Annotated in this window: 31 protein-coding genes; 15 read left to right on the plus strand and 16 right to left on the minus strand. The window is 66.6% G+C overall.

Translation table 11 applies throughout. From position 1 onward, the window contains the following. Positions 1-9 precede the first annotated feature (9 nt). From ccmI to FOA17_RS15985, 3 genes are read left to right on the plus strand one after another with little or no spacing between them, the layout of a single operon-like run. Positions 10-1,224 (plus strand): c-type cytochrome biogenesis protein CcmI, encoded by a 1,215-nt coding sequence (gene ccmI, locus FOA17_RS15975; protein WP_149142507.1) that lies wholly within the window; start codon positions 10-12, stop codon positions 1,222-1,224. Continuing rightward, complete coding sequence (gene ruvX / locus FOA17_RS15980) at positions 1,221-1,709, plus strand: Holliday junction resolvase RuvX (RefSeq protein WP_149142508.1); 489 nt, start codon at positions 1,221-1,223, stop codon at positions 1,707-1,709. Before ccmI ends, ruvX begins: the two co-directional genes overlap by 4 nt. Beyond that, a complete protein-coding gene (locus FOA17_RS15985; protein ID WP_149142509.1) occupies positions 1,699-1,929 on the plus strand; it encodes a DUF1289 domain-containing protein in 231 nt (76 codons plus the stop codon). The genes ruvX and FOA17_RS15985 overlap by 11 nt, the downstream gene beginning before the upstream one ends. Positions 1,930-1,976: 47 nt before the next feature. Here FOA17_RS15985 and FOA17_RS15990 read toward each other — a convergent pair whose 3' ends face one another. Then, positions 1,977-2,720 carry a hypothetical protein gene (locus tag FOA17_RS15990; RefSeq protein WP_149142510.1) on the minus strand — a complete coding sequence of 248 codons (744 nt, stop codon included), beginning with the start codon at positions 2,718-2,720 and terminating at the stop codon, positions 1,977-1,979. Then, the gene (locus FOA17_RS15995; RefSeq protein WP_149142511.1) at positions 2,714-3,532 is read right to left on the minus strand and encodes a sulfite exporter TauE/SafE family protein; all 819 of its coding nucleotides are present in this window, start codon (positions 3,530-3,532) and stop codon (positions 2,714-2,716) included. The genes FOA17_RS15990 and FOA17_RS15995 overlap by 7 nt, the downstream gene beginning before the upstream one ends. Positions 3,533-3,655: 123 nt before the next feature. On the opposite strand from FOA17_RS15995, the gene FOA17_RS16000 reads away from it, so the two are divergent. After that, positions 3,656-4,864 (plus strand): multidrug effflux MFS transporter, encoded by a 1,209-nt coding sequence (locus FOA17_RS16000; RefSeq protein WP_149142512.1) that lies wholly within the window; start codon positions 3,656-3,658, stop codon positions 4,862-4,864. On the opposite strand, the gene dusA is transcribed toward FOA17_RS16000, so the two are convergent. Beyond that, entirely contained in the window at positions 4,840-5,826 is a 987-nt protein-coding gene (gene dusA, locus FOA17_RS16005) for a tRNA dihydrouridine(20/20a) synthase DusA (RefSeq protein ID WP_149142513.1), read from the minus strand. The genes FOA17_RS16000 and dusA overlap by 25 nt on opposite strands. Before the next feature lie 218 nt (positions 5,827-6,044). Further along, a complete protein-coding gene (locus tag FOA17_RS16010; RefSeq protein WP_162528284.1) occupies positions 6,045-6,218 on the minus strand; it encodes a hypothetical protein in 174 nt (57 codons plus the stop codon). A 12-nt stretch (positions 6,219-6,230) separates the two neighbouring features. Between FOA17_RS16010 and FOA17_RS16015 the strand changes: the two genes are divergently transcribed. From FOA17_RS16015 to FOA17_RS20335, 7 genes are all read left to right on the plus strand, one after another. Then, a complete protein-coding gene (locus FOA17_RS16015; RefSeq protein ID WP_149142515.1) occupies positions 6,231-6,830 on the plus strand; it encodes a TetR/AcrR family transcriptional regulator in 600 nt (199 codons plus the stop codon). Between the two features lie 62 nt (positions 6,831-6,892). After that, positions 6,893-7,975 carry an efflux RND transporter periplasmic adaptor subunit gene (locus FOA17_RS16020; protein WP_238991852.1) on the plus strand — a complete coding sequence of 361 codons (1,083 nt, stop codon included), beginning with the start codon at positions 6,893-6,895 and terminating at the stop codon, positions 7,973-7,975. Then, positions 7,972-9,105 (plus strand): ABC transporter permease, encoded by a 1,134-nt coding sequence (locus tag FOA17_RS16025; RefSeq protein ID WP_149142517.1) that lies wholly within the window; start codon positions 7,972-7,974, stop codon positions 9,103-9,105. The genes FOA17_RS16020 and FOA17_RS16025 overlap by 4 nt, the downstream gene beginning before the upstream one ends. Positions 9,106-9,108: 3 nt before the next feature. Continuing rightward, positions 9,109-9,801, plus strand: coding sequence for an ABC transporter ATP-binding protein (locus tag FOA17_RS16030; protein ID WP_149142518.1), 693 nt, complete (start codon positions 9,109-9,111; stop codon positions 9,799-9,801). Between the two features lie 14 nt (positions 9,802-9,815). Beyond that, positions 9,816-10,193 (plus strand): hypothetical protein, encoded by a 378-nt coding sequence (locus FOA17_RS16035; RefSeq protein ID WP_149142519.1) that lies wholly within the window; start codon positions 9,816-9,818, stop codon positions 10,191-10,193. A gap of 152 nt (positions 10,194-10,345) precedes the next feature. Continuing rightward, positions 10,346-10,516: a hypothetical protein gene (locus tag FOA17_RS19785; RefSeq protein ID WP_162528285.1), complete on the plus strand. Its 171-nt coding sequence runs from the start codon at positions 10,346-10,348 to the stop codon at positions 10,514-10,516. Between the two features lie 14 nt (positions 10,517-10,530). Further along, positions 10,531-10,662, plus strand: coding sequence for a hypothetical protein (locus FOA17_RS20335; protein ID WP_275260157.1), 132 nt, complete (start codon positions 10,531-10,533; stop codon positions 10,660-10,662). On the opposite strand, the gene glpK is transcribed toward FOA17_RS20335, so the two are convergent. The 8 genes from glpK to glpD form a co-directional block, all read right to left on the minus strand. Next, positions 10,659-12,143: a glycerol kinase GlpK gene (glpK, locus tag FOA17_RS16040; RefSeq protein WP_149142520.1), complete on the minus strand. Its 1,485-nt coding sequence runs from the start codon at positions 12,141-12,143 to the stop codon at positions 10,659-10,661. The two genes, FOA17_RS20335 and glpK, sit on opposite strands and share 4 nt — an antisense overlap. A 100-nt stretch (positions 12,144-12,243) precedes the next feature. Continuing rightward, a complete protein-coding gene (locus FOA17_RS16045) occupies positions 12,244-13,968 on the minus strand; it encodes an ABC transporter substrate-binding protein (RefSeq protein WP_149142521.1) in 1,725 nt (574 codons plus the stop codon). Positions 13,969-14,048: 80 nt separating this feature from the next. Continuing rightward, entirely contained in the window at positions 14,049-14,477 is a 429-nt protein-coding gene (locus FOA17_RS16050; RefSeq protein ID WP_162528286.1) for a DUF2160 domain-containing protein, read from the minus strand. Next, the gene (locus FOA17_RS16055) at positions 14,477-15,280 is read right to left on the minus strand and encodes a carbohydrate ABC transporter permease (protein ID WP_149142522.1); all 804 of its coding nucleotides are present in this window, start codon (positions 15,278-15,280) and stop codon (positions 14,477-14,479) included. The genes FOA17_RS16050 and FOA17_RS16055 overlap by 1 nt, the downstream gene beginning before the upstream one ends. After that, positions 15,280-16,152, minus strand: a complete 873-nt coding sequence (locus tag FOA17_RS16060; RefSeq protein ID WP_149142523.1) for a carbohydrate ABC transporter permease — start codon at positions 16,150-16,152, stop codon at positions 15,280-15,282. The genes FOA17_RS16055 and FOA17_RS16060 overlap by 1 nt, the downstream gene beginning before the upstream one ends. After that, entirely contained in the window at positions 16,152-17,249 is a 1,098-nt protein-coding gene (locus FOA17_RS16065) for an ABC transporter ATP-binding protein (protein WP_149142524.1), read from the minus strand. Before FOA17_RS16065 ends, FOA17_RS16060 begins: the two co-directional genes overlap by 1 nt. Positions 17,250-17,258: 9 nt before the next feature. Then, positions 17,259-18,347 (minus strand): ABC transporter ATP-binding protein, encoded by a 1,089-nt coding sequence (locus FOA17_RS16070; RefSeq protein ID WP_149142525.1) that lies wholly within the window; start codon positions 18,345-18,347, stop codon positions 17,259-17,261. 10 nt (positions 18,348-18,357) lie between these two features. After that, positions 18,358-19,953, minus strand: a complete 1,596-nt coding sequence (gene glpD / locus FOA17_RS16075) for a glycerol-3-phosphate dehydrogenase (RefSeq protein ID WP_149142526.1) — start codon at positions 19,951-19,953, stop codon at positions 18,358-18,360. Positions 19,954-20,172: 219 nt separating this feature from the next. Between glpD and surE the strand changes: the two genes are divergently transcribed. The 3 genes from surE (at position 20,173) to FOA17_RS16090 (ending at position 22,990) form a co-directional block, all read left to right on the plus strand. Further along, positions 20,173-20,961 (plus strand): 5'/3'-nucleotidase SurE, encoded by a 789-nt coding sequence (surE, locus tag FOA17_RS16080; protein ID WP_149142527.1) that lies wholly within the window; start codon positions 20,173-20,175, stop codon positions 20,959-20,961. Beyond that, positions 20,958-21,623: a protein-L-isoaspartate(D-aspartate) O-methyltransferase gene (locus tag FOA17_RS16085; protein WP_149142528.1), complete on the plus strand. Its 666-nt coding sequence runs from the start codon at positions 20,958-20,960 to the stop codon at positions 21,621-21,623. Before surE ends, FOA17_RS16085 begins: the two co-directional genes overlap by 4 nt. Before the next feature lie 68 nt (positions 21,624-21,691). Then, the gene (locus tag FOA17_RS16090) at positions 21,692-22,990 is read left to right on the plus strand and encodes a peptidoglycan DD-metalloendopeptidase family protein (RefSeq protein WP_149142529.1); all 1,299 of its coding nucleotides are present in this window, start codon (positions 21,692-21,694) and stop codon (positions 22,988-22,990) included. Positions 22,991-23,146: 156 nt separating this feature from the next. On the opposite strand, the gene FOA17_RS16095 is transcribed toward FOA17_RS16090, so the two are convergent. From FOA17_RS16095 to FOA17_RS16110, 4 genes are read right to left on the minus strand one after another with little or no spacing between them, the layout of a single operon-like run. Continuing rightward, positions 23,147-23,992, minus strand: a complete 846-nt coding sequence (locus FOA17_RS16095) for an ATP-binding protein (RefSeq protein WP_149142530.1) — start codon at positions 23,990-23,992, stop codon at positions 23,147-23,149. Then, positions 23,985-24,842 carry a twin-arginine translocase subunit TatC gene (gene tatC / locus FOA17_RS16100; RefSeq protein ID WP_149142531.1) on the minus strand — a complete coding sequence of 286 codons (858 nt, stop codon included), beginning with the start codon at positions 24,840-24,842 and terminating at the stop codon, positions 23,985-23,987. Before tatC ends, FOA17_RS16095 begins: the two co-directional genes overlap by 8 nt. Then, positions 24,839-25,384 carry a Sec-independent protein translocase protein TatB gene (gene tatB, locus FOA17_RS16105; RefSeq protein ID WP_149142532.1) on the minus strand — a complete coding sequence of 182 codons (546 nt, stop codon included), beginning with the start codon at positions 25,382-25,384 and terminating at the stop codon, positions 24,839-24,841. The genes tatC and tatB overlap by 4 nt, the downstream gene beginning before the upstream one ends. A 27-nt stretch (positions 25,385-25,411) precedes the next feature. Then, a complete protein-coding gene (locus FOA17_RS16110; protein ID WP_149142533.1) occupies positions 25,412-25,630 on the minus strand; it encodes a twin-arginine translocase TatA/TatE family subunit in 219 nt (72 codons plus the stop codon). 165 nt (positions 25,631-25,795) lie between these two features. Here FOA17_RS16110 and FOA17_RS16115 point away from each other — a divergent pair, with 165 nt between their 5' ends. Beyond that, positions 25,796-26,164 carry a hypothetical protein gene (locus tag FOA17_RS16115; protein ID WP_149142534.1) on the plus strand — a complete coding sequence of 123 codons (369 nt, stop codon included), beginning with the start codon at positions 25,796-25,798 and terminating at the stop codon, positions 26,162-26,164. Positions 26,165-26,195: the final 31 nt, after the last annotated feature.

Here is a 26,195-nt window from a genome sequence, read left to right on the forward strand (position 1 = left end):
GGGGCGCGGATGGGAATGTTCTGGCTGACGGCGGGCGCGCTGATCCTGGCCTCCGGGGTGGCGCTGTTCCTCGGGCTCTGGCGGGGCCGCGACCTTGTGTCCGCCGAGCCGCGCAGCGATGTCGCCGTCTATCGCGACCAGTTGGCCGAGGTGGCCCGCGACGCCGCGCGCGGCGTGATCGCCCCGGATGAGGCCGAACGCCTGCGCATCGAGATCTCGCGCCGCCTGCTGGAGGCGCACAAGCCCGGCACCACCGCGCGCCTGGGCCGCGGGCCGGGCCTCGGGCTGACGCTGGTTCTGGTGGCGGCACTTCTGGGCGGCGCGGTATGGGTCTATGCCGGCTGGCTGGGCGCGCCCGGCTATCCCGACATGCCGCTGAGCGCCCGCATCGCCGCCGCCGAAAGCGCCCGCGCCACCCGCAAGGGCCAGGCCGAGATGGAGGCCGCGCAGCCCGCCCTGCCCGCGCCCCCCGCCGCCGATGCGGAGTTCATGGCGCTGATGGACAAGCTGCGCGCCGCCGTCACTGCCCGCCCCGACGATGTCCGCGGGCTGGACCTGCTGGCGCAGAACGAAGCCCGGCTGGGCCGCTACCCCGCCGCCTGGGCGGCGCAGGCCGCGCTGATCAAGGCCAAGGGCGAAGCCGCCACCGCCGAGGATTACGCCGTGCAGGCCGAGATGATGATCTATGCCACTGGCGGCTATGTCTCGCCCGAGGCCGAGGCCGCGCTGAAAGAGGCGCTGATCCGCGACCGGATGAACGGATCGGCCCGGTTCTATTCCGGGCTGATGCTGCTTCAGAACGGGCGGCCCGATCTGGCTTTCCCGATCTGGCAAGCGCTGCTGGAAACCTCGCCGCCCGATGCGCCCTGGGTCGCGCCGATCCGGCAGGATATCGAACAGGTGGCCCAACTGGCCGGCGTGCGCTACCAGTTGCCCGACGGGCTGAAAGGCCCCGATGCGGCCGCGATGCAGGCCGCGGCCGGCATGGAGGCCGGCGACCGTCAGGCGATGATCGCCGGCATGGTGGAACAGCTGAACGAACGCCTCGCCGCCGAAGGCGGCAGCGTGGAGGAATGGGCGCGGCTCATCACCTCGCTGGGCGTGCTGGGCCAGACCGACCGCGCCCGCGCCATCTATGCCGAGGCACAGGGAAAATTCGCCGGGCGCGCGGACGATCTGGCGGCGCTGCGCGCGGCGGCCGATCAGGCCGGGGTGGCGCCATGAGCTTTGAGGACGCGCAGGAATTCGCCGCCGCCCTGCCCCGGATGGGCGCGCTGGCCGGGCTCGATCTCGGCACCAAGACCATCGGCGTGGCCTTTTCCGATGTGATGCGCGGCGTGGCCACCCCCGACCGCACCATTCGGCGCGAGAAATTCACCCTGGATGCCGAGGCGCTGCTGAAACTGCTGACCAGCCGCCCGGCCACCGGCATCGTCATTGGCCTGCCGCGCAACATGGATGGCAGCGAAGGCCCGCGCGCGCAATCGACCCGCGCCTTCATCCGCAATCTGGAAAAGCTTACCCCCCTGCCGGTGCTGTTCTGGGATGAACGCCTCTCCACCGTCGCCGCCGAACGCGCCCTGCTGGAGGCGGATACGTCGCGCAAACGTCGCTCCGAGGTGATCGACCATGTGGCGGCCGGGTTTATCCTGCAAGGCGCGCTGGACCGGCTGGCGCATCTGCGGCGGGAGGCTGAACGTGACGGATGAGGTCTGGAAACGCGCCGAGGTGGAAAGCCCCTGCGTGAAGATCTGCGTGGTGCATCCCGAGGCGAAGATCTGCGTGGGCTGCCGCCGCACCCTGGCCGAAATCGGCGCCTGGTCCGCCATGACGCCCGAGGCACGCCGGGCCGTGATGGCCGAACTGCCGGGCCGCGCGGCTCTGCTGGGCCGCCGCCGGGGCGGCCGCGCCGGGCGTCTGGCCGACTGACGCCGCGCCCGATTTTTCATCGAAAAATCGCCCCCCGCGCGCCCGGGTCAGGGCGCGGCGATCCACTCGGCCACGCTGGCCAGTTGCGGGCGGAAATAGGCGATGATCCGGCCCTCGGGCGCGGCGGTGGCGGTGCGGCCCCAGGGCGCCACCCCATGCAGCAGGTGGCGGTGCATCAGCGTGGCCATACCCGGCACCACCGGCAGTTCCACCCGCCGACACTCGGCAAAGCAGCGCCGCCGCGCCGCAACATAAGCATCTGTGATATCGACATTTTCCCAATCCTGCCGGGGCCAGGGCGCCAGTGCCGCGGCAAGCGCCGCGCGCAGAATCAGATGGCTGCCCTCCCATACCACCAGGGGCGCGGCATCGCGGCTGGCGGCGTTCAGCGGCAGGCCGAGGATCCAGCCATGCGGCTCCGCGATCCGGCGGCGTTTGTCGGCATCGGCGATCAGCCCGTCCAGATGCGCCGCATCGCGATCACGGCGAAAGGCAAAGGCCGCAGCGCTTTCCTCCGCCGAGGGCTGCGGATAGCCCGGGCGGATGACCGAAAGCTGCGCGCGGTGCAGCGGTTCGGGCGCAAGACCCAGAACGCGCCAGGGTAGTTCCACGCCGCCGATCCCGCCCTCGGCATCATTGGGCAGCGCGTCAACCCCCACGAACCAGGTGCCGCCGCAGCGCCAGGGCTCCGCGCTGCGGGCCAGCACCGCCTGCGCCGCCGGCAGCGCCGCCGCGGCCCAGGCCGCCAGCCCCGCATCCGGCCCGATCTGGCGCCACCCCCGCTCTACCATCCCGCGGCCTTGCGCAGCATGTTCAGCGCGACGATCAGCAGGAACACCGCGAAGGCGCGCTTCAGCGGCTTGGGGTCCATCGCATGTGCCAGCCGCACCCCCAGCGGCGTGGTCAGCAGCGTCATCGCCACGATCACCGCAAAGGCCGGCAGGTTCACCGCCCCCACCGTCAGCGGCGGCGCATGGTCGATCCGCATCGTCAGGAAACCGAGCGCCGAGGGAATCGCGATGATCAGCCCAAAGCCCGAGGCCGTGCCGACCGCGCGATGGATCGGCATGCCGAACAGCGTCATCATCGGCACGCCGAATGTGCCGCCGCCGATCCCCATCAGGACCGACAGAAAGCCCAATCCCCCGCCCATGGCCCATTTGCCCAGGCCCGTCGGCAGGTGATCGCCCAGCCGCAGATCGGCACGCCCGAAGGCCATCCACAGCCCCGCGATCAGCCCCAGCACCCCGAACACGATCTGGAGCGTTACCGATTTCAGCCGCGTGGCCAGAAAGAACCCCGCCACCGCGCCAAGCGCGATCGCCGGGGCCCAGCCCTTGAGCAAGCCCCAATCCACCGCCCCCTTGCGGTCATGCCCCCGGACCGAGCGCATCGCCGTCGCCATGATCGTGGCCAGCGAGGTGCCAAGGCAGACCTGCATCAGTTGCGGCCCGTCATAGCCCAGATGCGCGAAGGTGTAAAAGAAGGCCGGCACCAGCACGATGCCGCCCCCGACCCCCAGAAGCCCGGCGATCACCCCGGCAAAACCGCCGATCACGATCAGCAAAAGCAGCATGGGCAACAGGCTGACAAGGTCGGGCATCGGGCTACTCCGCAGCGATTTTCCGCCAAGCTAGACCGGCCCGCGCCGGGGGGCCAGTGCCCGATTGCACCCCGCCGCACAAAAGGGTAATCAGGGAGTCACTTTTTCTGACTGGTTCCCGACATGACGAATTCCCTGTTGCGCCCGGCGCTTGTGCTTGGGCTGCTTTCCGCCGTTGGCCCCTTTGCGATCGACATGTATCTGCCCGCCATGCCCGAGATCGGCGCCGATCTGGGCGCGGGCATTCCGGCGATGCAGGGCACGATCACCAGCTATTTCATCGCCTTCGGTCTGGCGCAGCTGATCTATGGCCCCTGGGCCGATCAGGCCGGGCGCAAATTGCCGATCCATGTGGGCCTGGCCATTTTCCTGCTGGGCACGCTGATCTGCACCTTTGCCCCCTCGACCGAAGCGCTGATCGCCGGGCGCTTCGTGCAGGGCCTGGGTGGGGCTGCGGTGATGGTGGTGCCGCGCGCGGTGATCCGCGACCTGTCAACCGGGCATGAGGCGACGCGGATGATGGCGATGATCATGCTGGTGATCTCGGTCTCGCCGTTTCTGGCACCGCTGGCGGGGGCGGGTCTGATGGCGCTGGCGGGGTGGCGGGCGATCTTTGGCGCGCTGGTGGCGGCCACGATCGTCTCGATGCTCATGACCCGCTTCCTGCTGGCCGAGACGCTGGCACCCGAAAACCGCCAGCCGGTTTCGGTGGCGGCCACGCTGGCGGGGGCGCGGCATCTGCTCACGCATCGCGGCTTCATGGCGCTGACCTTTCTGGGCGGCTTCGGCATGGCGAGCTTTTTCGTCTTTCTCGCCTCGGCCTCTTTCGTCTATGCGCAGGATTTCGGCCTGAGCCCCACGCAATTTTCACTGGCTTTCGCGGTCAATGCGCTTGGCTTCTTTTCGTCGTCGCAGGTCGCGGCGAAACTGGGGATGCGCTATGGCGCCCGCGTGGTGATGGTGCGCGCGACCTGCGGCTTTGCCGCCTTTGCGGTCGGGCTGTTCGGGCTGGGCCTGCTGGGGCTGGCCGATCTCTGGGTCACGATGGCGGGGCTGTTCCTGGCCAATGCCTGCCTGGGTCTGGTGATCCCCACGGCCATGGTGATGGCGCTGGACGAACACGGGCCGATCGCGGGCCTGGCCTCGTCGCTGGGCGGCACGCTGCAAATGCTGGCGGGCGGCGTGATGATCGCGCTGTCGGGGCCGTTCTTTGACGGCACGGTGCTGCCGATGCTGGCGGCCATCGCCTTGTGCGCGGTGCTGGCGCTGCTGCTGGCATTGGTCGTGGCGCGGCTGCCCGCGCCCGATCAGGCGGTGACGGGCGCGGCCTGAACCTCGGCCAGCGCGCGGTCGATCAGCGCAAGTCCCGCGCCCGGGCGGCTGGCCCCCTCGGACAAGACCCGCCGCCAGCCGCGCGCGCCGGGGCGGCCGGTGAACAGGCCCAGCATGTGCCGGGTGATCTGATGGAGCCGCCCGCCACCGGACAGATGCGCGTCGATATAGGGCTTCATCGCCTGCACCACCGCATGCGCATCGGGGGCGAAATCGTCGCCCCACAGCGCATCGGCGCCGATCAGCGCATGGCCGGGATCGTGATAGGCAGCGCGGCCGATCATCACCCCGTCCAGCCCCTGATCCAGCAGCGCGCGCGCCTGATCCAGCGTCGCCACCCCGCCATTGAGACAGATGGTAAGCTCGGGAAAGCGCTGTTTCATCGCCAGAACCAGCGGATAATCCAGCGGCGGGATCTCGCGGTTTTCCTTGGGGGACAGGCCCTGCAACCAGGCCTTGCGGGCATGGATCACGAAATGGCGGATCCCTGCCGCCGCCACGGTTTCGATGAAGCGCGGCAGGATCTCGGCCGGTTCCTGATCATCCACCCCGATACGGCATTTGACCGTGACCGGCATGTCGGTTTCGCCCGCCATGGCACGCAGGCAATCGGCCACGAGCGGCGGGTTTTCCATCAGCACCGCGCCAAAACAGCCCGATTGCACCCGGTCAGACGGGCAGCCGCAATTGAGGTTCACCTCATCATAGCCCCACCCGCGCGCCAGTGCCGTCGCCTGCGCCAGTTCGCGCGGGTCGGACCCGCCCAGTTGCAGCGCGACCGGGTGTTCCTCGGCCGAATAATCCAGCAGCCGCGCCTTCGGCCCGTGAATGATCGCCGGCGCCGTCACCATCTCGGTATAGAGCATCGCGCGCCGCGTCATGAGGCGGTGGAAGAACCGGCAATGCCGGTCCGTCCAGTCCATCATGGGGGCGACAGAAAGGCGATGTGCCTCGTTTGGCATTGATACCAAAGTGTTTTTTTCAGTCTCGGTCACGACACATCCCAGAGGATTCAGCTATGATTTCCGCCCGCTCCGTCACGCTGCATGACTCGAGTCATATCATGGCAACGACCACCGAGAGCAGACGCAAGGGTCCTGTTTCGCACAAATCACGCGCAGGCGCCACGCCCCGCAGGAATCGCGCTCGTCCGACAAGCGCAAGACGGCAGAGGTCTGGTTCAGTCCTGAAAGGCCGCTGAAATCGCGCTGAAATTTGGCCACCCATCAACCCGTGCCTCTGAAGTTGGGCGATGCGGGTCGTGCGCGGCCATCGACATCAGCGCTTTGATCTGGACAAAAGGCTTGAATTTCAGCTCAACAAGATGCAATTGATTAAGTGAGTAACTGATCACTTCAGGGACATCATGCGCAAACCTGCCGATCATCGCAAAGCAGAGATCGTGGCCAAGGTGCTAGATCTCGCCGACCGGATCGGACCCGACCGTGTCACGACCGGCGCGGTGGCGACCGAGATCGGCATTACGCAGGCCGCCTTGTTCCGGCACTTTCCGACCAAGTCTGCAATGTGGACGGCAGTGGCTGAACAGGTATCGGACTGGCTTGGCCGTGCATGGGCAAGCGCGCTGTCATCCGGGACGAAGCCGCTCGACCGCATCGCGGCGCTGATCGCCGCACAACTGCACCAGATCGCAGCGACACCGGCAATGCCAATGCTGCTCTTTTCACGCGAACTGAACGTAGACAACGCGGACCTGCGTGCGGCCTTCCGTGATCGGCTCTCGGCCTTTCATGCCCTTCTGTTACAGGAAATCACCCATGGCCAGCAGCAGGGTGAAATTCGCGACGACGTTACCGCATCTGACATTGCGGTCCTGCTGATCTCACTGGTGCAGGGCGTGGCGATCCGCTGGTCGCTCGGGTCGCGCAACTTCGCGCTACAGGACGAAGGCGAGCGTCTTCTGGCGGTGCAGTTGCACCTGCTTGCAACGAAGGGGATACGGTGATGCGCAAAGGCTGGGTCATTGGCGCGCTGGCGGTGGTCGCAATTGGGGCGGGCGCTCTGTTTTTGACCGAGCGCCCTCTCGAAGTTCAGGTGGTGCAGCCCGAAACTAACGTGCCGCTTCGTCTATACGGTCTGGGCACGGTCGAGGCACGGGTGCTTTCGCGCGTCGGGTTCGAGGTGGGCGCGGCGCTCATCTCCCTGTCGGCCGATGCAGGCGACACGGTGACCAAGGGGCAGGCCCTGGCAACGCTGCACCCCGCCGAGCAAGAGGCGCGTGTGGCGCGCGCGCGGGCGGCAGTGGCCGCGAACATCGCAAGCCAGTCGCGCGCCGAGGCTTCCGTCCAGCGGGCGCTGGCGGTTCTGAATGAGCGTGAAGCCGCGAACCGTCGGCAGAAGGAACTGGCGCGGCAGGACATCGCCTCGATCCAGCGGGCCGAGGAAGCGCAGCGGGACGAGGATGTTGCCCGCGCCGACGTGGCACTGGCCCGCGCGGATCTGGCCGTGATCGCGGCGCAGGCCGAGGATGCGGCAGGCGCGCTGCGGCTGGAAGAAACGCTGCTTGCACATCACCGCCTGATCGCGCCCTATGACGCCATCGTGGTGGCCCGGCATGCCGAGCCTGGCACGGTCGTCAAGGCGGGCGATCCGATCTTCACGCTGATCGACCCGACGACAATCTGGATTCAGGCCTATATCGACGAAGAGCGCGCAGGCCAGCTCGCGCTCGGTCAGCCCGGCACGATCCGCCTGCGCTCGCAGCCCACAGCCGAATTTCATGGCACCGTGACCCGGATCGGCTTGGAAAGCGACCGGGTGAACGAAGAACGCCGGGTCTGGCTGACCTGCGCCGACTGCCCGGCGGAGATGTATCTGGGCGAACAGGCCGAGGCGCGCATCCTGACCGGCACCCGCGACCGCGCGCTGATGGTGCCCGAGATGGCGATCACCGGCTTTGACGGCCATCGCGGCACGGTCTGGGTGGTGCAAGACGGCCGGTTGCAGCGCGCCGATCTGACCTTTGGCGCGCGCGACGACCTGGGCCGCGCGGAAGTGACGGGCGGACTGCCGGACGGCGCGCAGATCGTGGCCCAGCCCGCCAAAGGCGCGGACGAAGGTCGGCGCGCACGGATCGGGGGCAGCCCATGAACCTCGCGCTCAAGGACATTCGCCACGGGCTTTTCCGATTTGTGCTGACCTGCTTCGGGCTGGGGCTGCTGATGACCGTCGTGCTGGCGATGATCGGCATCTACAACGGCCTCGTCTCGGATGCGCTGGCCGTGGTGAAGGCCCCCGCGGCCGATGTCTGGGTCGTCGAGGCGGGAACGCAGGGCCCCTTTGCCGAAGCCTCGTCCATTCCGGCCGACACCCGCAACGCCGTTGCGCGGATGCCCGGCGTGGCCGAGGCGGGCGCGATCAACTACCAGAATATCGAGGCGCCGTTTCAGGGCCGCACCCTGCGGCTCTATGTCATCGGATATGAACGGGGTCGGCCGGGCGGCCCGCAAACCATCGTCGCGGGGCGCGGCATTGGCACAAGTCATTTCGAATTGGTGGCCGACCGCAAGACCGGCCTTGCACCAGGTGACACAATCCGGCTGGGTCGCAACCACTTCACCGTCGTCGGACTGGTCGAAGGGGCGATGAATTCGGGGGGCGACCCCGCGGTCTTCATGGCCCTGGCCGATGCGATGGACTTGCAGACCGAACTCGCCCCGGCGGACCAGCGCGTGCAGGTCGCCCGTGGCGGTGGCGCGGTGAAATCGGCCTCTGTCGCGGCCGTCATCGTCCGCGTCACCCCAGGGGCCGATGTCAGCCTGCTGACCGCGACCCTGCGGCAGTGGAAACATCTGGCCGCCCTCACGCAAGCAGAGCAGGAGACGATCCTTCTGGCCTCGGTGGTCGATAAGGCCAGACGGCAGATCGGGCTTTTCCTTGGCATCCTGCTGACCGTCTCGGCGGTGGTCATCGCGCTGATCATCTATACGATGACGATGGAAAAGCTGAAGCAGATCGCCACGCTGAAGCTGATCGGCGCACCAGACCGCACGATCGTGGGCCTGATCGTGCAGCAGGCACTGATCCTCGGCGCCTCGGGGTGGGGGATCGGCCTGGTGCTGATCCTGCTGGTCAAGGACGTCTTCCCCCGGCGCGTCGTGCTGGAGCCGTTCAACGTGGGCGTTCTGGCCGCGATCATCTTTGTCGTCTGCCTTGCGGCGAGCGGTCTTGGGGTAAGGGCCGCGCTGAAGGTGGACCCCGCCACCGCATTGGGGAGCTGAGCCATGGCCCTTGGTGATGTCCTGGTCGAAGTTCAGGGCCTGGCAAAACATTTCGGCGACGGCGAGACCCGCGTCGATGCGTTGCGATCCGTCGATCTGCTGGTAAGGGCCGGCGAGGTGATCGCCCTACTGGGACCGTCGGGTTCGGGCAAGACGACACTTCTGAACATGATCGGCTGCATTCTCGATCCCTCGGCAGGTCGGGTGGCGCTGGATGGTGATCCGGTATTCGACGGCAAATGGCTGCGCAACGACCTGCGGCGCCTGCGGCTGGACAAGATCGGCTTCATCTTTCAGGCGCATAACCTGCTGCCGTTCCTCACGGCCGAGGAAAACGTCGCGGTTGTGCTGGATTTGGCCGGATGGCCCGCCGAGAAGGGCCGCGCACGCGCGCGCGAATTGCTGGATTATCTTGAGGTTGGCCACCGCGCCAAGGTGAAGCCTGCCCTTCTCTCGGGCGGCGAGGCGCAGCGGGTGGCGATTGCGCGCGCATTGGCCAACCGCCCCCGCATCATCCTTGCCGACGAGCCGACGGCGGCCCTGGACAGCAGCCGCGCGCAACTGGTGATGGACCTTCTGCGCAAGCTGGCGGCCGAGCAGGAAGCCTGCATCATCACCGTGACCCACGACGAAAAGATCTTTGACCGCTTCGACCGGCTGATCCATCTGCGCGATGGCCATCTGGTCGACGCCTGATGCAGGAGAGCGAAATGACCGTCAGATCCCGCAGCTTGTCAATCGCCGCCGGCGTGGCCGTGATCTTCGGTGTCTTGACCATCATCTCCGGTGGTCGCGCCTTGTTCGGCGGGGCGAACATGGGGGCCGTCGTGCCCTTTGTCCTCTGGTTCAACTTCCTGGCGGGCTTCGCCTATGTCATGGCGGGCCTTGGCCTTTGGCGCGGCGCCGGCTGGGCCCCTGCCCTGTCACTGGGTATTGCACTGGCGACGGCCACCGTCTTCGGGGTGTTTCTCTGGCATGTCCTGACGGGCGGCAGCTACGAGATGCGGACCATGGGCGCGATGGCATTGCGCCTTTCTGTTTGGGCAGGGATCGCGACGGTCGCCCTGCGTGGCCGCCGGGCGAAATGAACGTCGCTAGCACCCGGGCACATCTGGGGTCGCTTGCAGCGGTAAGCGTTTCAAGGCGAAATGGACGGCCCAAAGCGCCACGCCGCCGCGTTCCTTGACATGCGCCGAGGGGGTGTCAAGCTTGCGTCACAGCCTCAGACGAACCCGCATACATGAAATCCTTTGTCGCATTCCTCTTGATCCTCACCGCCGCCCCCTCGCAGGGCGATGCCGATACGGAAGCGCAGCTCTACGAGGAGTTTGATGCACGGATCCTCACCGATGATGAGAAGCGATTTCTTCAGGCGGCACTGGCGCTGTCAGGCGACTACCGGTCTCATTGACGGCGCTTGGGGGCGTGGCAGCCAGGCCGCGATGGAACCAGCCCTTCGTGCTGGAGGCGATCGAGGCAAAGGGCATTGTCAGGTTTTCCAACCTTGTCGCCCGCAAGGACATGATCCGCGACTTGCGCAGCGCGCTGCACCCCTAGAAGGCCAGCGTCGCCTGCACCGCCCTTTGCCAACGGGCATATTTTGCGGCACGGTCGGCCTCGGGCAAGGCGGGGGCAAAGCGGCGCTCCAGCGCCCAGGCCCGGGCGAAAGCCTCGGGCGGCGGGTAAAGCCCCGCCTGCAACCCGGCCAGATAGGCCGCGCCAAGCGCCGTCGTCTCGGTCACCACGGGGCGATCCACCGGGGCGCCCAGAATGTCGGACAGGAACTGCATGGCCCAGTCGCTCGCCACCATGCCGCCATCCACGCGCAAGACCCCATCGGCGGCGCCCTGCCAATCGGCGCGCATCGCCTCCAGCAGGTCGCGGGTCTGGAAACCTACGCTTTCCAGTGCCGCGCGCGCCAGTTCCGCCGGGCCGGAATTGCGGGTCAGGCCAAAGACCGCGCCCCGGCAATCGGGCCGCCAATAGGGCGCCCCCAGCCCGGTAAAGGCCGGCACCATGACCACGCCCTGCCCCGCATCCGCCGCCTCGGCAAGCGGCTGCGTCTCGCGCGCCTCGCGGATGATCTTCAACCCGTCGCGCAGCCATTGCACCACGGCGCCCGCGATGAAGATCGACCCTTCCAGCGCATAGGTCACCTGACCGTTCAGCCGATAGGCCACCGTCGTCAGCAGCCGGTTGCGCGACGGCACCATATCGGCCCCGGTATTGAGCAGCGCGAAACAGCCCGTCCCGTAGGTCGATTTCATCATGCCGGGCTGGAAACAGGCCTGCCCCACCGTCGCCGCCTGCTGATCGCCCGCCACGCCCAGAATCGGGATCTCGCGCCCGAACAGATCGGCGCGCGTCACGCCGTAATCGGCGGCGCAATCCCTGACCTCGGGCAGCAGGGCCATCGGCACATCCAGCAACGCGCAGATCTCGGCATCCCATTCCTGCGTCGCGATGTTGAACAGCAGCGTGCGCGCGGCATTGGTGGCATCGGTCGCATGGACCCGCCCGCCGGTCAGCTTCCAGATCAGAAAGCTGTCCACCGTGCCAAAGGCCAGGTCGCCCGCCTCGGCCCGCGCCCGCGCGCCCGGCACATGATCGAGCAGCCATTTCACCTTGGTCCCCGAGAAATAGGGGTCCAGCAGCAGCCCGGTGCGGGCGGTGATCATCGGCTCATGCCCCGCCGCGCGCAGGCTGGCGCAAAGCTCGGCGGTGCGGCGGTCCTGCCAGACGATCGCGTTATGGATGGGCTCGCCGGTGCGGCGATCCCAGATCAGCGTGGTTTCGCGCTGATTGGTGATGCCGATGGCGGTGATGGCGGCCACATCCAGCCCGGCTTTTTCGATCACGCCCCGCGCGGTGCCCGCGACGGTGGACCACAGATCCGACGGGTCATGCTCCACCCAGCCCGATTGCGGGTAATGCTGGGCAAATTCCTCCTGCGCGACGGCGACGACCCGGCGGTCGGCGTCGAACAGGATGGCGCGGCTGGATGTGGTGCCCTGGTCGATGGCAAGGATATGGGTCATGCGGCGCGTCTCCTCCTGGCGGAACGCTCCGACGGTGTCAGAGCGCTCGGCCCGAAGGCGACAGGGGGCGGGACAGCGCCCGCCCCCCGAGCCCGGCAGATCACTGCCAGGACTTGATCAGCTCGTCATAGGAAACCGTTTCGCCCTGCGGCTTTTCGTTTTCCAGCTTGGCCACCGGCGCGCCGGGGGCATCGAGCCATTCCTGCGGGTCTTTCGGTTCGTTCATCTTCGGACCGATATCGCCCTGCACGCCGGCGCGTTCCAGACGTTCCAGCACCTTTTCCTGCTCGGCGCAGAGGCTGTCCAGCGCTTCCTGCGGGGATTTCGCCCCCGACATGGCATCGCCGATATTCTGCCACCAGAGCTGCGCGAGCTTGGGATAGTCCGGGACGTTGGTGCCGGTGGGCGACCACTGCACCCGGGCCGGGCTGCGGTAGAATTCCACCAGACCGCCCAGTTTCGGCGCGCGGTCGGTGAAGTGCTGGCTGTCGATGGTGGACTGACGGATGAAGGTCAGGCCGACATCGGATTTCTTCAGGTCCACCGTCTTCGAGGTGACGAACTGGGCATAGAGCCAGGCCGCCTGTGCCCGATCGACCGGGGTCGATTTCATCAGCGTCCACGACCCGGCATCCTGATAGCCGATCTTGGTGCCTTCGCTCCAATAGGCGCCATGCGGGCTGGGGGCCATGCGCCATTTCGGCGTGCCGTCCTCGTTCATGACCGGGGTGCCGGCCTTGACCATGTCGGCGGTGAAGGCGGTATACCAGAACATCTGCTGGGCGATATTGCCCTGCGCCGGCACCGGCCCGGCCTCGCCGAAGGTCATGCCCTGGGCTTCCGGCGGGGTGAACTTCTGAAGCCACTCGATCGCCTTGGTCACGGCATAGACCGCGGCCGCGTCGTTGGTCGCACCGCCGCGCGCCACGCAGGACCCGACGGGACGCGAATTCTCGTCCACGCGGATGCCCCATTCATCGACCGGCAGACCGTTCGGTTCGCCCTTGTCGCCCATGCCGGCCATCGACATCCAGGCATCGGTATAGCGCCAGCCCAGCGAGGGGTCTTTCTTGCCATAGTCCATGTTGCCATAGACGCCCGAGGCCGGCCCGCCCAGGTAGCTCATGTCACGGCCGGTAAAGAATTCGGCGATATCCTCATAGGCCGACCAGTTGACCGGCACGCCGAGGTCATAGCCGTATTTGGCCTTGAAATCGTCCTTGGTCTTCTGATCGCTGAACCAGTCATAGCGGAACCAGTAGAGGTTCGCGAATTGCTGGTCGGGCAGCTGATAGACCTTGCCATCGGGGCCGGTCACGAATTTCAGCCCGATGAAATCGGCCAGGTCGATATTGGGGTTGGTGACGGCCTTGCCCTCGCCTTCCATCCAGTCGGTCAGGTTGCGGGCCTGCTGATAGCGCCAATGGGTGCCGATCAGGTCGCTGTCATTGATATAGGCGTCATAGATATTCTCGCCCGACTGCATCTGCGTTTGCAGCTTTTCGACGACATCGCCTTCGCCGATCAGGTCATGGGTGATCTTGATGCCGGTGATCGCGGTAAAGGCCGGGGCCAGCACCTTGGATTCGTATTCATGCGTGGTGATGGTTTCGGAGACGACCTTGATCTCCATGCCGGCAAAGGGCTTGGCGGCATCGACAAACCATTGCAGTTCGGCCTCCTGATCGGCGCGGCTCAGCACCGACATGTCGCCGATTTCGGCATCGAGGAATGCCTTGGCGGCCTCCATATCGGCCCAGGCCGGGGCCGCGCCCATGGCCAGCAGCGCAAGCGCCATGGCGGTGGTGGTGTGACGCAATCTCATGTCTTTCCTCCCAGAATTATGCGAGATTTGCTTGGTTTTCGGTGCGCCGGGCCGGTCGGGCCGCCCCGGCGCGGGTTGTCTCAGACCCAGCGGAACACCGCCGCGGCATAGGCCAGGCACAGCGCCAGCGCCCACCACAGCGGCCCGCCCAGGAAAAACAGCCAGGTCAGGCAGATGAAGGCCGAGCCGAGCAGGCTGATGAACAGCCGGTCGCCCCGGGTCGTCTCGATCCGCAGCAGCCCCAGCCGCGGTGTTTCGGGAAAGCGGATGGCGAGGATGGTGAACAGCATCAGCAGCCCCGCGATGATCAGGAAGAACAGCGCGACAGGCAGGCTCCAGGCCATCCAGCCGCCGGGGATCATCTGCCCGGTCCAGTCGATCGCCCCGTCCTTGCGCGGCGCCAGCGCGATCAGCCCGGCCAGGGCCGCCAGCCAGACCCCGCCCGTCAGGGCCGAAATCAGCGTCCAGTTCGCGCGGCTTGCGGTCGTGGTGGTGGTGGTCGTGGTCATCACACCCTCCCCAGGGCAAAGCCCTTGGCGATGTAGTTACGGACGAAATAGATCACCAGCGCGCCCGGGATGATGGTCAGCACCCCGGCCGCCGCCAGCACGCCCCAATCCATCCCCGAGGCCGAAACCGTGCGCGTCATCGTCGCCGCGATCGGCTTGGCGTTGACCGATGTCAGCGTGCGGCTGAGCAGCAGTTCCACCCAGGAGAACATGAAGCAGAAGAAGGCGGCCACCCCGATGCCCGAGGCGATCAGCGGCATGAAGATCTTGATGAAGAACCGGCCAAAGCCATAGCCGTCGATATAGGCGGTCTCGTCGATTTCCTTCGGCACGCCGCGCATGAAGCCTTCGAGGATCCAGACCGCCAGCGGCACGTTGAACAGGCAATGCGCCAGCGCGACCGCGATATGGGTGTCGAACAGCCCGACGCTGGAATAAAGCTGAAAGAATGGCAGCGCGAAAACCGCCGGCGGCGACATGCGGTTGGTCAGCAGCCAGAAGAACAGGTGCTTGTCCCCCATGAAGCTGTAGCGGCTGAAGGCATAGGCCGCCGGCAGCGCCACGGTAATGGAAATCACCGTGTTCATGACCACATAGATCAGGCTGTTGACATAGCCCATATACCAGCTCGGATCGGTCAGGATCACCGCATAGTTCCGAAGCGTCAGCTCATGCGGGAACAGGGTGAAGGCGCCGGTGATCTCGGCATTGGTCTTGAAGCTCATGTTCACCAGCCAGTAGATCGGCACCAGCAGGAACAGAAGATAGATCGTCATCACGATGGCAGAGGATTTCACCCGCATCATTGCCCCTCCGCCTTGTCGAGATTGGTCATCACCGTGTAGAATACCCAGCTCACCAGCAGGATCACCAGGAAATACATGATCGAGAAGGCCGCGGCGGGGCCAAGGTCGAACTGCCCGACCGCCATCTTCACCAGGTCGATCGACAGGAAGGTGGTCGAATTGCCCGGCCCGCCGCCCGTCACCACGAAGGGTTCGGTATAGATCATGAAACTGTCCATGAAGCGCAGCAGCACCGCGATCAGCAGCACGCCCTGCATCTTGGGCAATTCGATGTAGCGAAACACCGCCCAACGGGATGCCTGGTCGATGCGTGCGGCCTGATAATAGGCCTGCGCAATGGATTGCAGCCCGGCATAGCACAGCAGCGCCACCAGCGAGGTCCAGTGCCAGACATCCATCACGATGACCGTGATCCAGGCATCCAGCGCGTCATTGGTATAGTTGTAGTCGATCCCGATCGCGGCCAGACCGCGACCCAGCAGGCCGATATCCACCCGGCCGAAGATCTGCCAGATCGTGCCCACCACGTTGAACGGAATGAGCAGCGGCAGCGCCATCAGCACCAGGCAGAGGCTGGCCCAGAAGCCCTTTTTCGGCATGTTCAGCGCGATGAAGATGCCCAGCGGCACCTCGATCGCCAGGATGATGGCGGAAAACAGCACCTGCCGGCCAAGCGCATCATGCAGCCGCGACGAGGTGACCATTTCCTCGAACCATTCCAGCCCGGCCCAGAAGAACTGGTTGTTGCCGAAGGTGTCGTTGACCGAATAGTTCACCACCGTCATCAGCGGGATCACCGCCGAAAACGCCACCAGCACCAGCACCGGCAGGACCAGGAACCAGGCCTTGTTGTTGACGGTCTTGTCCATCAGGCCGCCCTCCCCGCGGCTGCGGCGCGCGGCGTCACGCGCCAGTCATCGGCATAGACATTGACCTTGCCGGGGGCGAAGACGACGCGCGTCATGTCGGGCGTGATCGCCAGCCCCTCGGGCGCGGTCAGGTTGAAGGCATGGCCGTTCAGCTCGGCCCGGATGATGCGGTGGCGGCCCACATCCTCCACGCGGCGGATCGTCACCGGCAGGCCCTCCTCATCGGTCAGCAGCGCATGTTCGGGGCGGATGCCGATCTGGCTGTGACCAGAGACCGGCCCATAGCCCGCGCCCAGATCCACCACACCGCCGCCCGCCAGCAAGGCACGGCTGCCCTCGATCCGGGCATCCAGGAAATTCATCCCCGGCGAGCCGATGAAATAGCCCACGAAAGTATGCGCGGGCGTCTCGAACAGCTCCTCGGGCGTGCCCATCTGCACCACCCGCCCGTCATACATCACCACCACCTTGTCGGCGAAGGTCAGCGCCTCGGTCTGGTCATGGGTGACATAGATCATCGTATGGCCGAACTGGCGGTGCAACTGCTTGAGCTGCGTGCGCAATTCCCATTTCATATGCGGGTCGATCACGGTCAGCGGCTCGTCGAACAGGATGGCGTTCACATCCTCGCGCACCATGCCGCGCCCCAGGCTGATCTTCTGCTTGGCATCGGCGGTCAGCCCGCGCGCCTTGCGCGACAGCATCTCCTCCATGCCGATCATCGCCGCGATCTGATCGACGCGCGCCTTGATATAACCCGCCTCCATGCCACGATTGCGCAGCGGAAAGGCGAGGTTGTCGCGCACCGTCATCGTGTCGTAGACAACCGGGAACTGGAACACCTGCGCGATGTTGCGCGCCGCCGTTTCGGCATCGGTCACGTCGCGGTCGCCAAACAGCACCCGGCCATGGCTGGGCCGCAACAGGCCCGAGATGATGTTCAGAAGCGTGGTCTTGCCGCAGCCTGACGAACCCAGAAGCGCATAGGCGCCGCCGTCCTGCCAGACATGGTCCATCTCCTTCAGCGCATAATCCTTGTCGGACTGCGGATTGGGGTAATAGCTGTGCGCCAGGTTTTGCAGGGTGATCTGTGCCATGGTCCCCCCTCAGGCCGCTTGCGCATAGGCAGCGGGCGCCGCCAGGCGGCCCGCGCTGTCGAACAGATAGACATGGGCCGGATCGAGCCAGATCGACACCGCCGATCCCGGCGCCAGATCATGCACGCCATGCACCAGCCCCACCCATTTGTCGGGCCCGTGATGCAGGTGGACAAAGGTCTCCGATCCGGTGATCTCGGTCACGCCCAGCGTGCAGCGAAACTCGACCGCCTGGCCGGAATGCTTGTTCAGTTCCACATGGTTGGCCCGGAAACCTGCCAGATAGCGCCCGTCGGGCAGATCGGCAAAGGCGCCCTCGGCCGGGGCATTGACGGTATCGCCGAAATTCAGGCGATGCCCATCCTTGAAGCAGCTGACGAAATTCATCGGCGGGTCGCTGAACACCCGTGCCGTGGTCGCATCGGCCGGGGCGCGATAGACGCGCGGCGTCGGGCCGAACTGGGTCACGCGGCCTTCCCACAGGCAGGCGGTCTGCCCGCCCAGCAACAGCGCCTCCTCGGGTTCGGTCGTGGCATAGACAAAGATCGCCCCCGACGCCTCGAAGATGCGGGGGATCTCGATGCGCAATTCCTCGCGCAGCTTGTAGTCGAGATTGGCCAGCGGCTCGTCCAGCAAGACCAGCCCCGCCCCCTTGACCAATGCCCGCGCCAGCGCGCAGCGCTGCTGCTGGCCGCCCGAAAGCTCCAGCGGCTTGCGCGACAGCATCGGCGTCAGCTTCAGCATTTCGGCGGTTTCCTGCACCGCGCGGTGAATTTCCCCCTGCGGTCGGCCCATGAGCCGCAGTGGGGAGGCGATGTTGTCATAGACGCTCATCGCCGGGTAATTGATGAATTGCTGATAGACCATGGCGACGCGGCGATCCTGCACGCGCATGCCGGTCACATCCTGCCCGTCCCAGAAGATGCGCCCGCTGCTGGGCACATCCAGCCCCGCCATCAGCCGCATGAGCGAGGTCTTCCCCGCCGATGTGGGGCCCAGGAGCACGTTCATCGTGCCCTTTTGCAGCGTCAGGTCGGTGGGGTGGATATGCACCTTGCCCCCGACGCTGCGCGATACCCCCCTGAGTTCCAGTGCCATCTCTCTCCCCTCACTCTGCCGCCGGGGCCGCATCGGCCCCCTGGGCGGCAGCCATATAGGCCGCGATGCGCGCCACCTGGCCGGGCGTCAGCCGCAATCCCAGCTTGCTGCGGCGCCACACCACATCCTCGGCGCCCCGCGCGAATTCGCGCGATATCAGCCAGTCTACCTCACGCGCGGTCAAAGTCGCGCCGAAATCCTCGCCCAGATCCGCCACGTCACGCGCAGAGCCGAGCATCTGTTCCGCCTCGGTGCCATAGGCACGCACCAGACGCGCCGCCCAATAGGGCGTCAGGAACGGATAGCGCGCCCGCAGGCCCGCTTGCAGCGCCGCCACGCCATCGACCGGGAAATCGCCCCCCGGCAGCGGCACCCGCGCGGTCCATTTGCCAGCCAGCCCCGGGAAATGCGGCGCCAGCTTTTCCAGCGCGCTTTCCGCCAGACGGCGATAGGTGGTGATCTTGCCGCCAAAGACATTGAGCAGCGGCGCCCCCCCGGCGGCATCGAGGCGCAGCACATAATCGCGCGTCGCCGCCGTGGCCGATTTCGCCCCGTCATTATAGAGCGGCCGCACCCCGGAATAGGACCAGACCACATCGGCCGGCGTCACCGGCCGCGCGAAATATTGCGAGGCGAAGGCGCAAAGGTAATCGCGCTCGACCTCGGTGCAGCGCGCGGTGCCGGGGGCATCGCGGTGATCCTGATCGGTGGTGCCGATCAGGGTGAAATCCTGCTCATAGGGGATGGCAAAGATGATGCGCCCATCCTCGCCCTGAAAGAAATAGCAGCGCGGGTCGTCATGCAGGCGGCGCGTCACGATATGGCTGCCGCGCACCAGCCGCACCCCTTCGGTCGTGTCGATATGGGCCACATTGCGGATCACATTCTCGACCCAGGGGCCGCCGGCATTGACCAGCGCGCGCGCCTCATGGGTCTGCGTGCCGTCAGGCCCTTCGGTCACCACCTGCCACAGATCGCCCTGCCGCGTGGCGCGGGTGACGCGGGTCCGGGTCAGGATCGTCGCGCCCCGATCGGCCGCATCGCGGGCATTCAGCGCGACCAGCCGCGAATCCTCGACCCAGCAATCGCTGTATTCCCAGGCCTTGCGGAATTTCGGCTTCAGCGGCCGCCCCGCCGGATCGGCGGTCAGGTCAAGCGTGCGAGTCGCCGGCAGGATCTTGCGCCCGCCCAGCGTGTCATAGAGGAACAGCCCCAGCCGGATCAGCCAGCCCGGACGCCGCCCCTTCATCCAGGGCATCACCAGCCCCAGCAGGCGTGAGGTCGGCGTATCGCTGTCAAAGCGCATGTCGGGCGAATAGGGCAGCACAAAGCGCATGGGCCAGCTGATATGCGGCATGGCGGCAAGCAGGGTCTCGCGCTCCTCCAGGGCCTCGCGCACCAGACGGAATTCGAAATATTCCAGATAGCGCAGGCCGCCATGAAACAGCTTGGTCGAGGCCGAGGACGTGCCCTGCGCCAGATCGCCCTGCTCGGCCAGCATGACGCTCAGGCCCCGGCCGCTGGCATCGCGCGCGATGCCGCAGCCGTTGATGCCGCCGCCAATGATGAACAGATCGACGACCCCGGGCCGTCCCGCGCCTTTCACCTTGCTGCCCTCCCCCGCAGTGTCCACCCGTCGGACCCGCAGACGATGCGCGCAAACGAACCGACTCGTCAATCATCTATTTTCTCTTTGGTTCGCTTTTCCGCATAAGCGAACATTTTGCTGCGCATGCACAACCTGCGGCACGGCATTTTGCCGCCCGACCCTTGCCGCCTCACGCCGCCTCGTCTAATCAGGAAATCACACTGAACGGGGCCGGGCATGCGCATTCTCATCACCAATGACGACGGGATCAACGCGCCGGGCCTTGAGGTGCTGGAGGGCATCGCCACCGCCATCGCCGGCCCGGCGGGCGAGGTCTGGACCGTCGCCCCCGCCTTTGAACAATCGGGCGTCGGCCATTGCATCAGCTATTCGCGCCCGATGATGATCGCCAAGCTGGCGCCGCGCCGCTATGCCGCCGAAGGCAGCCCCGCCGATTGCGTGCTGGCCGGCATCTATGACGTGTTGCAGGGCGCCAAGCCCGATCTGGTGCTGTCAGGCGTCAATCGCGGCAATAATGCCGCCGAGAACACGCTTTATTCCGGCACGATCGGCGGCGCGATGGAGGCGGCGCTGCAAGGCGTGCCGGCCATCGCCCTGTCGCAATATATGGGCCCCGCGACCGCCGATCTGGACGATACGTTCGAGGCCGCGCGCCAGCATGGCACCGCGGTCGTGCGCGCCCTGCTCGACCGCGGCCTGTGGCAGGCGCAGGATGATTACCGTCTGTTCTACAACGTGAATTTCCCGCCCGTGCCCGCCGCCGGCGTGCGCGGCGTCAAGGTGGCGCCGCAGGGCTTTCGCCGCGACACCTCGTTTTCCGCCGAACCGCAGGTCTCACCCTCCGGGCGGCGCTTTCTCTGGATCAAGGGCGGACCGCAGCATCGCCCGACCGCGCCCGGCAGCGACGCGGCGGTCAATCTGGAGGGCTGGATCTCTGTTACCCCCATGCGCGCCGACCTGACCGCCCATGACCTTCTGGCGGATCTGGAGCAGCGGCTGGCATGACAGGGGCGCCGGATCACCCCCAGGACGACCCGGCGGAACGCAAGATGCGCTTTCTTTTTGCCCTGCGCTCGCGCGGCGTGACCGACAGCCGCGTGCTGACCGCGATGGAGCGGGTGGACCGTGGCGCCTTCGTCAAGGGCCTGTTCGCCGACCGCGCCTATGAGGACATGCCGCTGCCAATCTCCTGCGGGCAGACCATTTCCCAACCCTCGGTCGTCGGGCTGATGACCCAGGCGCTGAACGTGCAGCCCCGCGACGTGGTGCTGGAGGTGGGCACGGGATCGGGTTATCAGGCCGCGATCCTCGCCCATCTGGCGCGGCGGGTCTATACGGTGGACCGCCACCGCCGCCTGGTGCGCGAGGCCGTCGATCTGTTCCGCGCCATGGACCTGACCAATATCACCGCCGTCGCCCGCGATGGCAGTTTCGGCTGGCCCGAACAGGCGCCCTTTGACCGCATCATCGTGACCGCCGCCGCCGAAGACCCGCCCGGGCCGCTGCTGGCGCAGTTGAAACCCGGCGGCGTGATGGTGCTGCCGGTCGGCCAATCCGATGCGGTGCAGAGCCTGATCAAGGTCACACGCGGCGAAAAGGGCTTTGAATACGAGGAACTCCGCCCGGTGCGCTTTGTTCCTCTGGTCGAAGGGCTTGCGTCGGAGTAGTCTCCCGCGCACAATATGAAGCGTAATCTGAACGACCCGGGCCAACCGGGCAGGCAAGAGGTCGAGCCATGTCCATCCTTTTCACGCCCCGTCCCGCCCCCGCGCTGCGCCTTTTGGGCCTCGGCTCCGCGTTGCTGCTGCTGGGCGCCTGTTCGATGGGGGGCGGCAAGCCTTTCGACTGGGATTTCCGGCCCAAGGGCGTCTCTACCGCCGATGCGGCCCGCAGCGCCGCGGCCAATCGGCCGGCCCCGGACGGGCGCGGCGTGATCTCCTATCCCGGTTACCAGGTCGCGGTGGCGCGGCGCGGTGACACGGTCAGCAGCCTGGCCGCGCGGGTCGGTGTCGATGCCGGGGAACTGGCGCGCTACAATGCCGTGCAGCCCGGCAACACGCTGCGCGAGGGCGAGATCATGGCCCTGCCCCGCCGCGTGGCGGAGGGCACGCCTCCGGCGGGCGGCATCGCCGGCGGGCCGATCAAGTCGGGCCCGATTGATGTCAGCACCATCGCCGGCAACGCGATCAACAAGGCCGCCCCCGCCGGCACGCCGAATGGCTGGCAGGCCGGCGCGGCCTCGGCCTCGCAGGCGCCGGGGATGGAACCCGCGCGCCATCAGGTCACCCGTGGCGAAACCGCCTATACGATTGCCCGGGCCTATAATGTCTCGGCCAAGGATCTGGCCGAATGGAACGGGCTGGATGCCAATCTGACGGTGCGCGAAGGGCAATATCTGCTGATCCCCGTCGCCGCCGCGCCGCAGGCCGCGCTGCGGGTGCCCGATCCGGTCACCGCCCCCGGTGCCGGCAGCCCGACGCCGGTGCCGCCCTCGGCCGCGAAACCGCTGCCCGCCAAGGATGAACCCCCGGTCGCCACCGCGGCACCGCAGGTCGCCGCCGGGGCCAAGCCGCTGGCCGCCACACCGATCGCGACCCCGGTCGCCACGCCGCCCGCCGCCAAACCGGCGGAGCCGGCGGCAAAACCCGTGGCTGATCTGGGCGCCACGCGCACCAATGCCTCGGGGGCAAAGCTGGGCATGCCGGTCGCCGGCAATATCATCCGCGGCTATGCCAAGGGCCGCAATGACGGCATCGACATCGGCGCCAGCGCCGGCACCTCGGTCGCCGCCGCTGGCGATGGCACCGTCGCCGCCATCACCAAGAATACCGAAGGCGTGCCGATCCTGGTGATCCGCCATGCCGACAACCTGCTGACGGTCTATGGCGGCATCGACGCGGTGTCGGTGAGCAAGGGCGCCACGGTGAAACGCGGCCAGAGCATCGCCAAGGTGCGCGCGGGCAGCCCGGCCTTCCTGCATTTCGAGGTCCGCAAGGGCTTTGATTCGGTGGACCCGACGAAATATCTGCAATGATCCGCGCCGCGCGCCCGTGGCAGGCGCCGGAGGGGTTTTGCACCCCTCCGGACCTTCCCGCAGGATATTTTTGAACAGATGAAGGGGCAAAGGCCCCGGCTTTCCGCGGCAGCCGGCTTGACGGGGGTTCGATGCCCCCGGCAAGCCGCCCCCGTTTCAGGAAACCCGCACGCCGTGACGCGCCGCCAGATCGGTGAAGAACTGCCAGGCGACCCGACCGGACCGCGCGCCGCGCGTGGCCTGCCATTCGATCGCTTCGGCGCGCAGCGTCTCGGGCGCGACGTTCACGCCCCAGGCGGCGCAATAGCCCTCGATCATCGCCAGATATTCGTCTTGCGAACAGGGATGGAAGCCCAGCCACAGCCCGAACCGGTCGGACAGCGAAACCTTTTCCTCGACCACCTCGGACGGGTTGATCGCGGTGGAGCGTTCGTTCTCGATCATGTCGCGCGGCATCAGGTGGCGGCGGTTCGAGGTGGCATAGAGGATCACATTGTCCGGCCGCCCCTCGATCCCGCCATCCAGCACGGCCTTCAGGCTTTTGTAATGCTGGTCGTCATGGCTGAAGGACAGGTCATCGCAGAACAGCACAAAGCGCGACGGCGCGGCGCGCAGCACCGCAAGCAGCCGCCCGACCGAGGGCAGATCCTCGCGCGCCAGTTCCACCAGCTTCAGATCCAGCCCGCGCGCCCGCACCGCCGCATGCACCGCCTTGACCAGGCTCGATTTCCCCATGCCGCGCGCGCCCCAGAGCAGCGCGTTATTGGCCGGCAGGCCCTGCGCGAAATGCAGCGTATTGTCGAGCAGCGTGTCGCGCGCCCGGTTCACGCCGACCAGCAGGTCCAGCTCGACCCGCGCCACCCGGTCCACGGGTTCCAGCCGGTCGGGGCCGGTATGCCAGACAAAGGCCTCGGCGGCCGTCACATCGGGCAGCGGCGCCGGCGCGGGGGCGAGGCGTTCAAGCGCCTCGGCGATGCGGCGCAGGCTGTCGCTCTCAGTCATCGCCGTCTTCATCCTCGTCCCACAGACCTTCGGCCCGCAGCTTTGCCTCGCGCTTTTTCTCGATCATGCGGATCAGAACCACCGAGACTTCGTAGAGCGGGTAGATCGCGCAGAACAGGATGAGCTGGCTCATCATGTCGGGCGGTGTCGCGACGGCGGCCAGGATCAGGATGCCGACGATGGCATATTTGCGAAACGCCGCCAGCCCGCGCGACGAGATGATGCCCGCCTTGCCCAGCAGGACCAGCAGCACCGGCAGCTGAAAGCACAGGCCAAAGGCCAGCACGAATTTCATCGTGACGCCCAGATATTCCTGCGCCGAGCCCTGGAACACGATGCCCGGCAGGCTGGAGGTTTCGCCGCTGGCCGCATCCGTCGCGGTTTCGGCGACGCCCGGCGCGATCTGCTGGAAGGACAGGAAGAACCCGAAGGCCATCGGCAGCACGACGTAATAGGCAAACACCGCGCCCAGGAAGAACATCACCGGCGAGCCGACCAGAAAGGGCAGCAGCGCGTTCTTTTCCGACCGGTAGAGACCCGGCGCCACAAAGCGCCACAGCTGATAGCCGATCACCGGAAAGGCCAGCATCAGCCCGCCGAACAGCGAGATGTTCATCGCGACGAAAAAGCCTTCCTGCGGCTTGATCAGTTGCAGCATGCAATCCTGGCCATTGGCGGCCAGCGCGTCGCAGATCGGATGGGCCAGAAAGTTGAAGACATGGCCCGCGAAGGGAAACACCACGCACATCGCCGCGACAAAGGCCAGCACCGACCAGATGAGCCGCTTGCGCAGCTCTGCCAGATGTTCGACCAGGGGCGCTGCGCTGTCTTCGATCCTGTCGTCGGTCATGACTCGCTCTTTTTCGCCGGTTTCTTTGCGGCCGGTTTGGCAGCCGGTTTCGCGGCGGGCTTTTTTGCGGCCGGCGGGGCGGCGGGTTTCGCCTCGGTAGGTGTGGCGCGGGGCTTGCGCGGTTTGGCGGGCGGTTTCGGCGCAGGCGCCTGCACGGGGGCAGGCGCGGCTTCGGCCAGGCTGTCGGCCATATCCTCATCCGCCGCGATTTCCGAGGCGGTGGCCGCCGCGGCCGCCGCTGCTGCGGCAGGGCTGCGCGCCTTGGTCGGATCCCATTGCTCGAACCGCGAGGCGGCGGTTTCCAGCGCATCCAGCCCGAGGTTTTTCTTCGACACCACGTCGCCGATATCCTGGCGCACGCTGTCCAGCCCGCTTTCGCGCGCCGCGTCATTCATGGCCGACTGGAAATCGCGCGCCATGCCGCGCAGCTTGCCGGTGAAACGGCCAAGCGTATGGAACATGCGTGGCAGGTCTTTCGGCCCCACCACCACAAGCGCCACGATGGCGATGACCAGAATCTCAGTTCCGCCGATATCCAGCATGCGTCATGCCCTCTGCGTCGCGGACGCTCAGACCTTGTCCTTGTCGGAGGGCGGCGGGGTCACGTCGCGCGCGGCATCGGCGCTCGATTTCTCCAGCTCCTCGGCGCTGTCCTTCACGCCTTTCTTGAAGGCGGTGATGCCCTTGCCCACCTCGCCCATGAGCGAGCTGACCTTGCCCTTGCCGAACAGCACAAGGACGATGACGGCGATAAGAAGAAGGCCGGGAAGGCCGATATTGTTCAGCATGTCTCACACTCCTGAACGCCGCGCGCAGGCGGCGGGTTGACGCCCTTTTCGCGCAAAGGGGCCGCGCCCGCAGCAGAAAAACGCAAAAGCGCTGACGATTGCTGACAGCTATATGTCAGTTGCCCCATGCGAGAAAACCGCATCGCCAACACAAGGGAGACCGCGATGCAGACCGAATCGAAACCGACCGCCAGCCAGGCGCGCCCCGGCCAGACCAGCCCCGACACCCCGCAGCCGGTGATGGAGGTGGTGCGCTTTCGCGCCGCAAAAGACACAACGGATCAACAGCTTGCCGATGCCGCCCGGGCGACTGACGCCTTGGTGCGCGCCCAGCCCGGCTTTCTGGCGCGGCATCTGTTGCGCGATGAAACCGGCGGCTGGACCGATCTTGTGCTGTGGTCCGGACGGGCCGAGGCGCAGGCGGCGGCGGCGCAGGTGACCGCCGACCCGGCCTTTGGCCCCTATATGGCGGCGATTGATGTCAGCAGCGTCAGCATGGCGCATGAGGCGGTGATCTGGTCGATGACCGATTGACGCCGCCCGGGCGGTCGGGAATGCTCGGCCC

Source organism: Gemmobacter caeruleus, assembly GCF_008271655.1.
Lineage (GTDB): Bacteria > Pseudomonadota > Alphaproteobacteria > Rhodobacterales > Rhodobacteraceae > Gemmobacter > Gemmobacter caeruleus.

Coding starts and splice junctions, on each gene's coding strand:
- tatB (WP_149142532.1), bottom strand. CDS start 25,384: ATGCTGGATATCGGCGGAACTGAGATTCTGGTCATCGCCATCGTGGCG.
- FOA17_RS16045 (WP_149142521.1), bottom strand. CDS start 13,968: ATGAGATTGCGTCACACCACCACCGCCATGGCGCTTGCGCTGCTGGCC.
- FOA17_RS16115 (WP_149142534.1), top strand. CDS start 25,796: ATGCAGACCGAATCGAAACCGACCGCCAGCCAGGCGCGCCCCGGCCAG.
- FOA17_RS16035 (WP_149142519.1), top strand. CDS start 9,816: ATGACCGTCAGATCCCGCAGCTTGTCAATCGCCGCCGGCGTGGCCGTG.
- FOA17_RS16000 (WP_149142512.1), top strand. CDS start 3,656: ATGACGAATTCCCTGTTGCGCCCGGCGCTTGTGCTTGGGCTGCTTTCC.
- FOA17_RS16050 (WP_162528286.1), bottom strand. CDS start 14,477: ATGACCACGACCACCACCACCACGACCGCAAGCCGCGCGAACTGGACG.
- FOA17_RS16060 (WP_149142523.1), bottom strand. CDS start 16,152: ATGGACAAGACCGTCAACAACAAGGCCTGGTTCCTGGTCCTGCCGGTG.
- FOA17_RS19785 (WP_162528285.1), top strand. CDS start 10,346: ATGAAATCCTTTGTCGCATTCCTCTTGATCCTCACCGCCGCCCCCTCG.
- glpK (WP_149142520.1), bottom strand. CDS start 12,143: ATGACCCATATCCTTGCCATCGACCAGGGCACCACATCCAGCCGCGCC.
- FOA17_RS16065 (WP_149142524.1), bottom strand. CDS start 17,249: ATGGCACAGATCACCCTGCAAAACCTGGCGCACAGCTATTACCCCAAT.
- FOA17_RS15990 (WP_149142510.1), bottom strand. CDS start 2,720: ATGGTAGAGCGGGGGTGGCGCCAGATCGGGCCGGATGCGGGGCTGGCG.
- FOA17_RS16030 (WP_149142518.1), top strand. CDS start 9,109: ATGGCCCTTGGTGATGTCCTGGTCGAAGTTCAGGGCCTGGCAAAACAT.
- ccmI (WP_149142507.1), top strand. CDS start 10: ATGGGAATGTTCTGGCTGACGGCGGGCGCGCTGATCCTGGCCTCCGGG.
- FOA17_RS15995 (WP_149142511.1), bottom strand. CDS start 3,532: ATGCCCGACCTTGTCAGCCTGTTGCCCATGCTGCTTTTGCTGATCGTG.
- dusA (WP_149142513.1), bottom strand. CDS start 5,826: ATGCCAAACGAGGCACATCGCCTTTCTGTCGCCCCCATGATGGACTGG.
- FOA17_RS16025 (WP_149142517.1), top strand. CDS start 7,972: ATGAACCTCGCGCTCAAGGACATTCGCCACGGGCTTTTCCGATTTGTG.
- FOA17_RS16110 (WP_149142533.1), bottom strand. CDS start 25,630: ATGCTGAACAATATCGGCCTTCCCGGCCTTCTTCTTATCGCCGTCATC.
- FOA17_RS16070 (WP_149142525.1), bottom strand. CDS start 18,347: ATGGCACTGGAACTCAGGGGGGTATCGCGCAGCGTCGGGGGCAAGGTG.
- surE (WP_149142527.1), top strand. CDS start 20,173: ATGCGCATTCTCATCACCAATGACGACGGGATCAACGCGCCGGGCCTT.
- FOA17_RS16055 (WP_149142522.1), bottom strand. CDS start 15,280: ATGCGGGTGAAATCCTCTGCCATCGTGATGACGATCTATCTTCTGTTC.
- ruvX (WP_149142508.1), top strand. CDS start 1,221: ATGAGCTTTGAGGACGCGCAGGAATTCGCCGCCGCCCTGCCCCGGATG.
- FOA17_RS16015 (WP_149142515.1), top strand. CDS start 6,231: ATGCGCAAACCTGCCGATCATCGCAAAGCAGAGATCGTGGCCAAGGTG.
- tatC (WP_149142531.1), bottom strand. CDS start 24,842: ATGACCGACGACAGGATCGAAGACAGCGCAGCGCCCCTGGTCGAACAT.
- FOA17_RS16085 (WP_149142528.1), top strand. CDS start 20,958: ATGACAGGGGCGCCGGATCACCCCCAGGACGACCCGGCGGAACGCAAG.
- FOA17_RS16090 (WP_149142529.1), top strand. CDS start 21,692: ATGTCCATCCTTTTCACGCCCCGTCCCGCCCCCGCGCTGCGCCTTTTG.
- FOA17_RS16095 (WP_149142530.1), bottom strand. CDS start 23,992: ATGACTGAGAGCGACAGCCTGCGCCGCATCGCCGAGGCGCTTGAACGC.